This window comes from Aquabacter spiritensis (genome assembly GCF_004346185.1).
GTDB classification, from domain to species: Bacteria; Pseudomonadota; Alphaproteobacteria; order Rhizobiales; family Xanthobacteraceae; genus Aquabacter; species Aquabacter spiritensis.
On the sequence record NZ_SMAI01000007.1, the window covers coordinates 21032 to 34769 of the forward strand.

General features: G+C 64.8%; 12 protein-coding genes. 7 read left to right on the forward strand and 5 right to left on the reverse strand.

Translation table 11 applies throughout. From position 1 onward, the window contains the following. Positions 1-10: 10 nt before the first annotated feature. From paaB to EDC64_RS12210, 5 genes are all read right to left on the reverse strand, one after another. Positions 11-298 (reverse strand): 1,2-phenylacetyl-CoA epoxidase subunit PaaB, encoded by a 288-nt coding sequence (gene paaB, locus EDC64_RS12195; RefSeq protein ID WP_132031668.1) that lies wholly within the window; start codon positions 296-298, stop codon positions 11-13. 10 nt (positions 299-308) lie between these two features. After that, entirely contained in the window at positions 309-1307 is a 999-nt protein-coding gene (gene paaA / locus EDC64_RS12200) for a 1,2-phenylacetyl-CoA epoxidase subunit PaaA (RefSeq protein WP_132031670.1), read from the reverse strand. A gap of 295 nt (positions 1308-1602) precedes the next feature. Continuing rightward, positions 1603-3396, reverse strand: a complete 1794-nt coding sequence (locus tag EDC64_RS12205) for a sulfatase family protein (RefSeq protein WP_132031672.1) — start codon at positions 3394-3396, stop codon at positions 1603-1605. A gap of 60 nt (positions 3397-3456) precedes the next feature. Then, positions 3457-3678 carry a hypothetical protein gene (locus tag EDC64_RS23520; RefSeq protein WP_165933738.1) on the reverse strand — a complete coding sequence of 74 codons (222 nt, stop codon included), beginning with the start codon at positions 3676-3678 and terminating at the stop codon, positions 3457-3459. Beyond that, positions 3675-4253: a hypothetical protein gene (locus EDC64_RS12210; RefSeq protein WP_207916045.1), complete on the reverse strand. Its 579-nt coding sequence runs from the start codon at positions 4251-4253 to the stop codon at positions 3675-3677. Before EDC64_RS12210 ends, EDC64_RS23520 begins: the two co-directional genes overlap by 4 nt. A gap of 28 nt (positions 4254-4281) precedes the next feature. Between EDC64_RS12210 and EDC64_RS12215 the strand changes: the two genes are divergently transcribed. The 7 genes from EDC64_RS12215 (at position 4282) to EDC64_RS24105 (ending at position 13718) form a co-directional block, all read left to right on the forward strand. After that, on the forward strand, positions 4282-4965 hold the full coding sequence (locus tag EDC64_RS12215; RefSeq protein WP_274594951.1) for a S1 family peptidase: 684 nt from the start codon (positions 4282-4284) through the stop codon (positions 4963-4965). 130 nt (positions 4966-5095) lie between these two features. Continuing rightward, positions 5096-6016: a polyphosphate kinase 2 gene (gene ppk2, locus EDC64_RS12220; protein ID WP_132031678.1), complete on the forward strand. Its 921-nt coding sequence runs from the start codon at positions 5096-5098 to the stop codon at positions 6014-6016. 215 nt (positions 6017-6231) lie between these two features. Beyond that, complete coding sequence (fumC, locus tag EDC64_RS12225; RefSeq protein ID WP_132031679.1) at positions 6232-7641, forward strand: class II fumarate hydratase; 1410 nt, start codon at positions 6232-6234, stop codon at positions 7639-7641. A 98-nt stretch (positions 7642-7739) separates the two neighbouring features. Further along, positions 7740-9365 carry an NAD-dependent malic enzyme gene (locus EDC64_RS12230; protein WP_132031681.1) on the forward strand — a complete coding sequence of 542 codons (1626 nt, stop codon included), beginning with the start codon at positions 7740-7742 and terminating at the stop codon, positions 9363-9365. 37 nt (positions 9366-9402) lie between these two features. Beyond that, complete coding sequence (locus EDC64_RS12235) at positions 9403-10662, forward strand: threonine/serine exporter family protein (protein ID WP_245504671.1); 1260 nt, start codon at positions 9403-9405, stop codon at positions 10660-10662. A 139-nt stretch (positions 10663-10801) separates the two neighbouring features. Beyond that, on the forward strand, positions 10802-12916 hold the full coding sequence (gene glgX, locus EDC64_RS12240; RefSeq protein ID WP_132031683.1) for a glycogen debranching protein GlgX: 2115 nt from the start codon (positions 10802-10804) through the stop codon (positions 12914-12916). Between the two features lie 193 nt (positions 12917-13109). After that, positions 13110-13718, forward strand: coding sequence for a sulfotransferase family 2 domain-containing protein (locus EDC64_RS24105; protein ID WP_132031685.1), 609 nt, complete (start codon positions 13110-13112; stop codon positions 13716-13718). The last annotated feature ends 20 nt before the right edge of the window (positions 13719-13738 follow it).

Sequence of the window (13738 nt, forward strand, 5' to 3'; positions counted from 1 at the left end):
CGCGGGCCGCTCACATGTGGCCGACTTCGTCCGGAACTTCGTAGAAGGTCGGGTGGCGGTAGATCTTGCTCTCGGCGGGTTCGAACATCATGCCCTTGTCGGCGGGATCCGAGGCGGTGATGGCGTTCGAGGGAACCACCCAGATCGAGAGCCCTTCGCCGCGCCGGGTATAGAGGTCGCGCGCCGCCTGGAGGGCGAGGGTCGCGTCGGCAGCGTGCAGCGAGCCGACATGCTTGTGGGCGAGGCCGTTGCGCGAACGGATGAAGACTTCCCAGAGCGGGGTCGGGGGCGTGGCCATCTGATCCTCCTCAGGCCGCCTGCGCGGCGTGTTTGGCGGCGCGGCGCTTCTCGGCGAAGGCTTGCGCCGCCTCGCGCACCCAGGCGCCGTCGTCATGCGCCTTGCGGCGGGCGGCCAGCCGATCGCGGTTGCAGGGGCCGTTGCCGGCCAGCACCTGCTTGAACTCCTCCCAGTCGATGGCGCCGTACCTCCAGTGCCCGGTCGCTTCGTCGAAGACGAGGTCCGGATCCGGCAGGGTCAGGCCGAGATAATGCGCCTGGGGCACGGTGGCATCGACGAATTTCTGGCGCAGCTCGTCGTTCGAGAAGCGCTTGATCTTCCAGCGGGTGGAGGCGTCGGAATGCTCGCTCGCGGCATCCGGCGGGCCGAACATCATGAGGCAGGGCCACCACCAGCGGTTCAGCGCGTCCTGCGCCATCTCCTTCTGCTCCGCCATGCCCTTCGCCAGCGTCACCATGATTTCGTAGCCCTGGCGCTGGTGGAAGGATTCCTCCTTGCACACGCGGATCATGGCGCGCGCATAGGGGCCATAGGAGCAGCGGCAGAGCGGGATCTGGTTCATGATCGCCGCGCCGTCGACCAGCCAGCCGATCGCGCCGATATCCGCCCAGGTGAGGGTGGGATAATTGAAGATGGAGGAATATTTCGCCTTGCCGGACAGCATCTGGTCGACCAGCTCTTCGCGCGAGGCGCCGAGCGTCTCGGCGGCGGCGTAGAGATAGAGGCCGTGGCCGCACTCGTCCTGCACCTTGGCGAGGAGCGCCGCCTTGCGCCGCAGCGAGGGCGCGCGGGTGATCCAATTGCCTTCCGGCAGCATGCCGACGATTTCCGAATGGGCGTGCTGGGAGATCTGCCGGGTCAGGGTCTTGCGATAGGCGGCGGGCATCCAGTCGTTCGGCTCGATCCGCTCTTCGGCGTCGATCCGCTCCTGGAACCGGGCCGCGAGCCCCGCATCCTCCAGCGTCCGCTCCCCGGCCTCCGCATTGGCGTTGAGGGCCTGAGTGTACATAAGCGCCTCCCTATCTTGGAAGGATTATATGTGACGAAAATTCCATAGACAAGATAATTTTGTAACATATTTAGCCAGGCAGAAGCCTCAGACAGGCCGCCCGGCGGCATGACCTGCGCGCCTCCCCTACGGGATGACGCCGGACCGCCCGGTTCGATCAGGTGGAACGCCCCTGTGCGCGTAAAAGAGCGAAGCGATGTCGATCGGATCGCACGCACGATGGGATCGCGCGTGCAATCGACAATGCAGAGACCAAGCCACTGACCAGATGGCTTCAATCTGATCGGATCGGGCGCTAGCCGCGTTCGCTCGCCGGCGGGAAATACCATTTCCCGTTGCGGATCGGCAGGAAGGCACCATTGTCGACGCCCACTTCCTCGGCAATCCGTCCGTTCATCTTGGCGTTCATGGACATGATCAGATCGCCATTGGTCTTTGCGTCCATCGCAAGGTTCACCGTTTCATCCGGATCGCTCTCGAGATCGTAGAGTTCGAGATCGTTGTTGGCGATCAGGTTCTCATAAGTGGTCGGCGTATTGAACCCGACCGGAGAGAAATACCGGCTGAAGCGGTAGCGCCCGTCGAACACGCTTCGGATGCTGCAGCGATTTTTGAAATTTGGGTCGTTTTTCTGCAGCTCCACCAATTTCCCTGCGAGCGGGATCTTCTTATCGTCCATATAGACGTCGAATTGCGTGGCCCACTTGGCGTCCTGGTAGGACAGCATGTCGTAGCAGAACAGCGAGGCCGGCCTGAGCGTGTCGACGGCCGCCGCCTTCGGATTGGTCATGAGGGGGGAGAAATCACGCCCGACAAGGCCGGCCCCGACCGTCTTCAGTTTTTCGGGGCTCGCCCCCGTCAGTGCCAGCAGGGTCGGGGTGAGGTCCACCTGTGACGTCACCGCATCGCAGGTTATCCCGCCCGGATAGGCCGGATGAACGATCATCAGCGGCAGATGAACCTGCTGGCGATAGGTGCAATTGCCCTTGCCGCGCATCTGATGGTGGCCGCCCAGCTCGCCGTGATCGGCGGTGAAGACGATGATCGTGTTCTTGTCGAAACCGTTCTCCCGGAGCGAATCCAGCACACGGGACACCTGGCGGTCGCAATCGCGGATGCAATTGAAATAATAGTTCTGCAGCACCCGCCAGCGGCGGTCTTCGTCGGGCCATTGGCCGACCAGCACGTCCATCACTTCCTGATAGATCTGATGCGCCTTCGGCCGTCCGGGGGCCGACCATGCCTGCGTCCGCGTGCTGGGCAGCGGCACCTCGTCCCAGGTCGCCTTGTAGAGATCGTTGCCGGGCGGGCGGGCGATGGGCATCGCCGTTCTCTTGCCCTGCACGGTCTGGCCGGGCAGGTCGGAATTGATGAACATGACGTCGTGCGGGTTCACGAAATTGACCGCCAGGTACCAGGGCTTGCCCTCTTGTGCGAGGTCCAGCGCCTTGGTGCGGAACCAGCGCGTCACGAACGCCGTCGTGGTGTCGTCGTAATTATAACCGCCGAGTGTGGTGTCGTTGATGTCGCCGACGCCGAAGAAGTCATCGAAACCGTAGCTCTCGATAATCTTGCGGTATTCAAGAAACGGCGCGTCGATCGCCGCGCTCACCTGGTCGAGATTGACGGACAGATGCCATTTGCCCTGGTATGCGGCGTGGTAGCCGAGCTGCGATATGCGATGGCCGATGGTCTTCACGTCGGTAGACATGTCGGCCTGCCAGAGGGAATTGGCATTGTCGAAAATTCCGGTGTGGGGAATGTGCAGGCCGGTATAAAGGGTCGAGCGCGCCGGCGAGCACACGCAGGACGCGCCCTGATGGTTGGTGAAGGTGATCCCGTTCTTCTTGATCCATTCCCGGCCCGGCACCGGAAAAGGCCAGCTTTCGAAGAAATGCTCCTGGTCAACCAGAATAAAAAGAATGTTGTAACCGCCGGGCGGCGCGTCCGGCGCCTTGATCGGCGAGGCCGCGACGGTCCCTTCCGCCTGCGCCGCCTTCGGAAGAAGGCTGGCCCCGAAAAGTGCCGCACCCGACGAGATCAGATCACGGCGCGAAGGTTCTACCTTAGAGTCCGGCTTCTTCTGCATAGCCCCCCCCTAACAATGAACGCCAAACATTAAATTGGAGTCGCCGCGCGTTGCAACCCTTCACGCACAGGAATGCCGTCCGGATCGGGTGGGCGCGTCGCTGCGATTTACCGCTTTGACATCGCCGCCCTCCACTTCATCGCCGGCTATTGTACCGGTGGTTTTCCAGCACCGGCACGCGAGGCGTCTTGATCTCTTATTCGACTTGATTTCCAGTACGCGGAAGCCATGGCCGCGCGCGTTTTCCGCGCCGACCGGAATACCCGAGGAACCGGCTTTCATGCCCGTGTCCCCGAAAAATGGTTCGATGCCCGGGAAGCCGGCCGCCGAAAGGAGACGGAATGAACAACGTTCGAGGATCGCGACTGTGCGGCGCGCTGCGCCGCTGCGGGCCGGCATTCGTCGCGGCGGTTCTGTTCGGGCAGACGGCCGCGGCCGCGCCCGCAGCGCCCGCCGCCGCGGCAAAGCCGCCGGCGATCACGGTGGATGAGGTCATCGGGGATGTGGACGGCTGGGCGATCGGCCTCAGCAGCGCGCTCCGCGGCTGCTTCGCGGGCGCGAGCTATGATGACGACACGCTGCTCTGGCTGGGCCTCGGCGGTGCGCAGGAGCGCGGCTTCATCGTCCTCACCAATCCGGCCTGGGACCAGATCCAGCCCGGCCGCGCCTATGACATGCGGATCGCGACGCCGGCCCAGGTCGGCTGGCGCGGCAAGGCGATCGGGGTGGTGCGCGGCAATGACGAGAAGGGCTTCCTCGTCACCGACCTCAAGGACGAGATGATGGGGGGCGCTGGCCCGCTCCGAATCGATCGAGTTTCTCCTCGACAACAAGACGATCGCGAAGCTTCCGCTCACCGCCTCGCCCTCCGCGCTCGCCCATGTCATCAAGTGCCAGTCCAACTATTCCAAGCTGATGGCCGAGCTGAACACGCCCAAGAGCAGCACCGGGACAGGCTTCTTCGTCTCCTGGAGCGGCTACATCCTCACCAACCATCACGTCGTGGAAAAGTGCAAGGTGCTGGAAGCGGTCCGTCCCGGCGCCCCGCCGGTTCCCGCGCGCCTGGTCTCGGTGGATCCGACCAACGACCTCGCTCTGCTCCAGGTGTCGCTGCGCACGCGGGAGCTTCCGGCCTTCGTGCCGCGCGCCCGGATCGGCCAATCGGTCTTCATCTACGGCTTCCCGCTGACCCAGCGTCTCGCCTCGACCGGCAATTTCACCACCGGCGCCGTGAGCGGCATGGCGGGGGTCGGCGACGACACCAGCCGCCTGCAGTTTTCCGCCCCGGTCCAGCCGGGCAATAGCGGCGGGCCGGTGCTCGACCAGAACGGCAATGTCATGGCGGTGGTGGTCTCGGTCCTGCTGCCGACGCAGGACGAGAAGAGCGGCCAGGGGCCGCCGCCGCAAAACGCCAATTTCGCCATCAAGTCCTCGGCCGCCATCACCTTCCTGGAGGCGAACGGGGTCGAGCCCAACATGAAGCTGCGGTCGACGCCGCTGGAGGGTCCCGCCCTCGCCGATCTCGCGCGCGAGTTCACCGTGCGCATCGAGTGCGACCTGCCGCACTGAGACCGCCTCCGCGGGCGTCCCGCACCGGGGGCCCGGGGCGGCGGGGCGCTCTTCCCCCGCCCATCGGCGCCATTGTCACCAAATCGCATCAGGTTGCGCGTAAGTCCGGATGGGCAGGAGGGTTGGAAAGATGGACGATCACACGAACGAAACGGCTGAGCGCAACTGGCTCGAGGTCGAGCTGGAAGACGATATGGACGAGGAGCTCGAACAGGCGGTCGACGACACCCGCGTCCCGCCCGAGCTACGCGCCCTGCTCGAGAACCGCAAAAAGAGCAGCATCGACCGCACGCTCTATTTCAACGAGCTGCTGCGCCTCCAGGGCGAGCTCGTGAAGTTGCAGGATTGGGTGCGCCACAAGGGGCTGAAGCTGGTGGTCCTGTGCGAGGGCCGCGACAGCGCCGGCAAAGGCGGCGCGATCAAGCGCATCACCCAGCGCGTCAACCCGCGCACCTGCCGGGTGGTGGCGCTCCCCGCGCCGTCCGACCGCGAGAAGACCCAGTGGTATTTCCAGCGCTACGTGCCGCATCTGCCGGCGGCGGGCGAGATCGTGCTGTTCGACCGCAGCTGGTACAACCGCGCCGGCGTCGAGCGCGTGATGGGCTTCGCCTCGGAAGCCCAGGTCGAGGACTTCTTCCGCGACGTGCCGGAATTCGAGCGCATGCTCGTGCGCTCCGGCATCATCCTGGTGAAATACTGGTTCTCGATCACCGACGAGGAGCAGCAGCTGCGCTTCCTGATGCGCATCCACGACCCGATCAAGCAGTGGAAGCTCTCGCCCATGGACCTTCAGTCGCGGGTCCGCTGGGAACTCTATACCAAGGCCAAGGAAGACATGTTCGCGCGCACGAACATCCCCGAGGCGCCGTGGCACATCGTCGAGGGCAACGACAAGAAGCGGGCGCGCCTCAATTGCATCGCGCATCTGCTCTCGGTCGTCCCCTATGAGGAGGTCCCGCACGAGGAGATCACCCTGCCGGAGCGCGTCTTCGACCCCAATTACGAACGCCGCACCCTGCCGCCGGAACTCTACGTGCCCGACCGCTATTGAGGCGGGCGGGGGGCTGAGACGGCCGCCGCCGTCTCAGCCCGTCCGCCTAAGCCTCGCATTCAGACCGCATTCTTTCCCTCACCCCCTCCCCCACATCCCCCTCCCCCCATTCGCCAATCCCTCCGATCCCCCGCTTTCCCCCTTGCCTCCGGCGTCGTGAAGGAGTTGCATCCGGGGCTTAGGGGACAGGCGACAGAACCGAACTGGGGGGCACCGTGAGCGAGATCCGTACCGAATCCGACAGCCTGGGCGAAGTCCAGGTTCCGGCCGACAAGCTGTGGGGCGCGCAGACCCAGCGGTCGCTGGAGCATTTCTCGATCGGCAAGGATCTGATTCCCCGCGAGATGATCACCGCTTATGCCACCCTCAAGAAGGGCGCCGCCGCGGCCAATCACAAAGGCGGCCGGCTGCCGGACGAACAATTCGGCCTGATCACCGAGACCTGCGACGAAATCCTCGCCGGCCAGCACCACGACATGTTCCCGCTGCACGTCTGGATGACCGGCAGCGGCACCCAGTTCAACATGAACGTCAACGAGGTGATCTCGAACCGCTGCTGCCAGTTGGCCGGCACCGCGCTCGGCTCCAAGGCGCCGGTGCATCCCAACGATCACGTCAACATGTCGCAATCCTCGAACGACAGCTTCCCCTCGGCGATGCATATCGCGGTCGGCGTGAACGCGACGGAACGGCTGATCCCGGCCGTCGCGGCGCTGCGCGACGCCATCGACGCCAAGGCGAAGGACTGGGCCGACATCGTCAAGATCGGCCGCACCCACATGCAGGATGCGACGCCGCTCACCCTCGGCCAGGAATGGTCCGGCTATGCCGGCATGCTGACCGACGACCTCGCCCGGCTCGACGACGCGCTGAAGGGCGTCTACCAGCTCGCCCTCGGCGGCACCGCGGTCGGCACCGGCATCAATGCCGCCCCCGGCTTCGCCGAGGCGGTGGCGGCCGAGATCGCCGATCTCACCGGCCTGCCCTACATCACCGCGCCGAACAAGTTCACCGTCCAGGGCGCGCACGACGCGCTGGTGCATTTCTCCGGCACCCTGCGCACGCTCGCGGCCTCGCTCTACAAGATCGGCAACGACATCCGCCTGATGTCGTGCGGCCCGCGCGCCGGCTTTGCCGAGCTGATCATCCCGGAGAACGAGCCCGGTTCCTCCATCATGCCCGGCAAGGTCAACCCGACCCAGGCCGAGGCGCTGACCATGATCGCGGTCCAGATGATGGGCAACGACGTCGCGGTCGGCTTCGGCGGCGCCAGCGGCTATCTCGAGATGAACGTCTACAAGCCGCTGATCATCTTCAACATCTGCCATTCGATGGCGATCGCCACCGACGGCTGCACCAATTTCCGCAAATTCCTGGTCGAGGGCACGCGGCCGAACCTGAAGAAGATCCAGGATTATGTCGACCGCTCGCTGATGCTGGTCACCGCCCTCGCCCCGGTCATCGGCTACGACAAGGCCTCCAAGATCGCCCATCATGCCATGGACCACGACCTCACCTTGAAGGAGGCCGCGCTCGAACTCGCCTTCGTCACCGAGGAGGAGTTCATGCGCGTCGTCGACCCCGCCAAGATGGTGAAGCCCTACGTCGCCAAGTCCGAGGGCTGAGGGGCGGCGCGACACCCGCCTTCCGCCCCGCCGCTTTCCGCCCGCCCGCCTTTCCGCCCGCCCCGCCGCGCGGGCCGCCTCTTTCGGAGTTCGACGCCATGTCCGCGACCCTTGCCGGCCCCGCTCTGCTGCACGATCCCGCCTTCAACCGCGGCAGCGCCTTCGCCGCCGCCGACCGCGCCCGGCTCGGCATCGAGGGCTTCCTGCCTCCGGTCGCCGATACGCTGGAAACCCAGGTCGCCCGGGTCCATGTCCAGCTCGGCACGCTCGACAACGATCTGCAGAAATATCTCCTGCTGAGCGATCTGCAGGCGCGCAACGAGACCCTGTTCTACGCCGTGCTGATGTCCGATCCGGCGGTCTTCATGCCGCTGGTCTATACCCCGACGGTCGGCGAGGCCTGCCAGAAGTTCGACCATGTGCTGCGCGCCGCGCGCGGCATGTATCTGCCGATCACCGCCAAGGGCCGGCTGAAGGAATTGCTCGCCAATTGGCCGCAGAAGGATGTGCGCTTCATCGTCGTCACCGATGGCGAGCGCATCCTCGGCCTCGGCGATCTCGGCGTGAACGGCATGGGCATTCCGGTCGGCAAGCTCGCGCTCTACACCGTCTGCGCCGGCGTGCCGCCGGAACTCACGCTGCCGATCACGCTCGATGTCGGCACCAACACCGCGACTTTGCTGGAAGATCCGCTCTATCTCGGCCTGCGCCAGCACCGCGTGCGCGGCGCGGACTACGACGCCTTCATCGAGGAATTCGTCTCGGCGATCATGGAGCTCTATCCCAAATGCTGCCTGCAATGGGAGGACTTCGCCAATATCAACGCCGTGCCGATCCTCGCGCGCTACCGCGACCAGACCTGCACTTATAATGACGACATCCAGGGCACCGCGGCGGTGGCGGTCGCCGGCATCTACGGCGCGCTGCGGATCTCGGGGCAGAAGCTCACCGACCAGACCTTCCTGTTCCTCGGCGGCGGCTCGGCCGCGACCGGCATCGCCGAACTGATCAGCCAGGCCATGGTGCTCGAAGGCGCCACGATCGAGGAGGCGCGGGCGCGCAACTGGCTGTTCGACGTCAACGGCCTGATGGTGAAGTCGCGCACCGACATCGCCGGGTTCCAGGCCCCCTTCGCCCACGACCACGCCCCGCTCACCTCCTTCGTGGACGCGATCAAGCAGATCAAGCCGACCGGCATCGTCGGCGTCAGCACCGTGCCCAAACTGTTCAACCAGGCGGTGATCGAGGCGATGGCCGAGATCAACGACCGGCCGATCATCTTCCCCTATTCCAACCCGACCTCGCGCTCGGAATGCACCGCCGAGGAGGCCTATAAATGGTCCGGCGGCCGCGCCATCTTCGCCAGCGGCAGCCCCTTTCCCCCGGTCACGCTGGGCGACAAGACCTTCGTCCCCGGCCAGGGCAACAATGTCTACATCTTCCCGGCCATGGGCATGGCGGTGCTGGCGACCGAAGCCACCCGCGTCACCGAGGACATGTTCATCGTCGCCGCCCAGGCGGTGGCCGAGCAGGTGACGCAGGAGGATCTCGACCGCGGCCTGATCTACCCGCCCCAGCACGACATCCGCACCGCCTCGCTGCACGTCGCGGCGCGGGTCGCGGAACGGATCTTCGACAACGGCCTCGCCCGCGTCCCCCGTCCCGACGACATCGCCGCCCATATCGAGGCGCTCGCTTATCTGCCGGTCTATCCGGCGGTCTGAGGCGGCGCTGCGGCCCCAGCCCCGACGGCACGCCACCGTGGCGACCCCCGCCCCCATTGCCCCGGAGGAGGCGCTCGCGCTGGTCCGCATCAGCGCGCGCCTGCTGTTCGCCAACGGCCAGACGACGCGGCGCTGCATCGACAGCGTGGTCCATTTGGGCGCTTGCCTCGGGCTCACGGTGGAGATCGCCGCGCGCTGGGGCGAACTCGACCTGCGCGTTTCGGGGCCCTCGCTGCCGGCGCGGCTGGAGGTGATCGCCGTCACCCCGGCCGGCGTCGAAATGCACAAGGTCACCGAGACCCTCGACGTGATGGACAAGGTGTGCCTCGGCACGCTCGCGCCGGCGCAGGCGCGCGCGGCGCTCGACGCGATCGACCATCTGAAGCCGATCTCGCTGCTGCGCTTCGCCGCCTTCGCGGGGGCGGGCGCGGCGGCGCTCGCGGTGATCTTCGGCGCGGTCGACCCGGTGACCCTGCTGCTCATCTTCGCGAGCGCGGCGGGGGGCGCCTGCGTGCGGCGCTGGCTGTCGCATGTCGCGCCCAATCCCCTGCCCCAGCCGCTCGCGGCCTCCTTCCTCGCCGGCCTGGTCGCGGCCGCCGCCTCGCACATCTTTCCGGCCTCGGTGGTGTTCGTGATCGCCTTGTGCCCCTGCATGATCCTGGTGCCGGGGCCGCATCTGCTCAACAGCGCGCTCGACCTCGCGCGCATGCGTCTGCCGCTCGGCGGTGCGCGGCTCGGCTATGCCGCGCTGCTGATCCTGATGATCTGCATCGGCCTTCTCGCCGGCCTCTCGCTCGGCGCGGCCAGCCTGCCGCTCAGCGGCGGCGCAGCCGTTCCTCTGGCGATCGACGTGATCGCGGCGGGGATCGCGGTGGCCGCCTTCGGCACCTATTTCTCCATGCCCTGGCGCATGCTGCCCTTCCCCATGGCGGTCGGCATGGCGGGCCACGCGGTGCATTGGGCGACTTTGGCGGTCGGCGCCGGCCTCACCGCCGCGACCTTCGCCACCTGCTTCCTGGTGGGCGCGGTGGTCACCCCGCTCGCCAACCGCATGCGCCTGCCGTTCGCCGCCGTCGCCTTCGCCTCGGTGGTCTCGCTGATGCCGGGATCCTTCCTGTTCCGGATGTCCGACGCGCTCATCGGCATGGGCGCGGCGGCCCCCGCCGCGCAGCCGGCGCTGCTGATCGCGGCGATCGAGGATGCGACGACGGCGGTGGCGGTGCTGGTCGCCATGGCGCTCGGCCTGATCCTGCCCAAGGTGATCCTGGAACGGCTCTTCCCACCCACGCTGCCGTGAGCGAGGCGGGACGCGCGCGGTGCCGCACCGGCGCAGGCCCCGCCCGGGGAAATCTTCGGCTTGCGTGAAACCAAGGCCGCCCGCCGCCGTTGCTGCCACGATCCCGCCTTGTGCCGGCCCTTCGAATGTTGGTGGTCCCGTGCTTCATAAACCCGTCACCAGCGGCGTCCGCTCCGGTCTGCCGTTTCCACGCGGCGCGACCTGGACCGGCGAAGGGGTGAATTTCGCCCTGTTCTCGGCCCATGCGACGGCGGTCGAACTGTGCCTGTTCGATGCCGCAGGCGAGCGGGAGACCGCGCGCATCGCGCTGCCGGAATATACCGACCAGATCTTCCACGGCTTCGTGCCGGACGTCGGGCCGGGCCAGGTCTATGGGTTCCGCGTCCACGGCCCCTATGCCCCGGATGCCGGCCACCGCTTCAATCCCAACAAGCTGCTGCTCGACCCCTATGCGCGCGGCCATACCGGCGAGATCGTCTGGGATCCGGCGGTCTTCGGCTACATCCAGGGCCACCCCGACGGCGACCTCTCCTTCGACACCCGCGACAGCGCGCCCTTCGTGCCCAAATCGGTCGTGGTGGATCCCGGCTTCGACTGGAAGGGCGAGCCGGGCCGGATTTTCACGCCGTGGGACCGCACCATTTTTTACGAAACCCATCTCAAGGGCTTCACCAAGCTGCATCCGGCCGTGCCCGAAAAGCTGCGCGGCACCTATGCCGGCATGAGCCATCCGGACGTCGTCGGCTATATCAAGGCGCTCGGCGTGACGTCGGTGGAATTCCTGCCGCTGCACACCTTCCCCCACGACGATTATCTTCTGGCCAAGGGCCTGCGGAACTATTGGGGCTACAATTCCATCGGCTTCTTCGCCCCCGATCCGCGCTACGCCTTCGAGCGCGAACAGACGCTGCGCGAATTCAAGGAAATGGTCGCGGCCTTCCATGCCGAGGGCTTGGAGGTCATTCTGGACGTGGTCTACAACCACACCGCCGAAGGCAACGAGAACGGCCCGACCTTGTCGTTCAAGGGCATCGACAATGCGAGCTATTACCGGCTGCTGCCCGACGAGCCGCGCTTCTACATCAACGACACCGGCACCGGAAACACGCTGAACGTCTCGCATCCCCGCGTGCTGCAGATGGTCACCGACAGCCTGCGCTATTGGGTCGAGGAGACCCATGTCGACGGTTTCCGCTTCGATCTCGGCACCATCCTCGCCCGCGAGCCGAACGGCTTCGACAATCAGAGCGGCTTTCTGAAGGCGTGCAGCCAGGACCCGGTGCTCGGGACGGTGAAGCTCGTGACCGAGCCGTGGGATTGCGGCCCGGGCGGCTATCAGGTGGGCGGGTTTCCGCCCGGCTGGTCGGAATGGAACGACACGTTCCGCGACACCGCGCGCGACTTCTGGCGCGGCGAGGGTTCGGCACAGACCCTGGCGCCGCGCCTGTCCGGCTCTGGCGACATCTTCAACCACCAGGGCCGGCGCCCCTGGTCGAGCGTGAATTTCGTCACCGCCCATGACGGCTTCACCCTCAACGACCTGGTCAGCTACAACGAGAAGCACAATACGGCCAACGGCGAAGACAACCGGGACGGCTCCGACCACGACCGCTCGTGGAATTGCGGCGCCGAGGGGCCGACCGAGGATCCCGAGATCAACCGGCTGCGGGAGCGGCAGATCCGCAATTTCCTCGCAACCCTGCTGCTCTCCCAGGGCACGCCGATGCTGCTGGCCGGCGACGAATTCGCCCGCACCCAGCAGGGCAACAACAATGCCTATTGCCAGGACAGCGAGATCAGCTGGCTGAATTGGGCGATCGCGGAGAAGGGCGACCGGCTGATCGCCTTCGTGAGAACCCTGACCGCGCTGCGCGCCGCCCATCCCGCGCTGCGCCACCGCCGCTTCCTGACCGGGGCGCCGGACGAGACCGGGCGGCGCGATCTGGTCTGGGTCAGCGCCGGCGGCGGCGAAATGGCCCAATCCGAATGGGACGAAGGCGCGAAATGCTTCGGCATGCTGCTCAACGTCGCCGCGAGCCCCGAGCTCGGCGCCGACGCCGCGCGCGACGTGGTCCTCCTGGTGATCAACGGCCATGACGACCTCGTCACCTTCCAGCTCCCCGAAAGCCCGGGCGGCGGCGACTGGCACCGCCTGCTCGACACCAACCTCACCGACAACGAGACGGTGCCCTTCGCCCCCGGCACCACGTACGACGTCACCGGCCGCTCGGTCCTGCTGTTTGGGGTGGGGTGAGGGGGAGGGTGGAAGGCACCAGATACTCCGACGGTGGCGAATCATATAAACTGAGGAGGCTTTTACCTGTGATGCCGATGGGTGCTCACTTTAGTTTGATATGCGGTTGGGTGAAGACACGTGATGATGGCGGTGCAATAAGATGCACAGCTAATCTGCTATGCGTGGACCTACGCGATGAAAAGGCATCGATATGCTTTCCACAAAGCACAATTTTTTATTTATTCATATTCCGAAGACAGGAGGGAACTCGATTCAGCGGGTGCTGCTCCCACTCAGCGATGATTGCATGGCACTAACAGGACCGCATCACGATGGGATTGATCGTTTTGAAATACGCTCAAGTAAATTAGATATTCATAAACATTCTACATTAGAAGATTATCGAAGACAAATTTCACACGACAGCTTCTCTAGGTTATTCAAGTTTGCGTGCGTTCGAAATCCGTGGGACCGTTGTGTTTCATTTTTCTTTTCGCCCCACCGTGGTCGAGTTGAATGGTCTCTGACCGCATTTTCAGATTTCATTGAACGATCCGTCCGCCCCCAATCAGATTACCTACGCCTAACCGGCCAAGATGAGGACCCGTTTGATAATATAGATTATATTTTGAGATTTGAGAAACTCAGCGAGAACTTTTTTGACTTATGCAGTAAAATTGGAATTAAATCCCACACCCTACCCGTTCACAACAAATCAAATCATGAAGATTATAGATTTTACTACAAATCAAATGAAGTAATAGAATTAGTCTACAATAAATTTAATGAAGAAATAAAAAGATTTAAATTTGAATTTTAATTAATTTAAATAATTTAAAA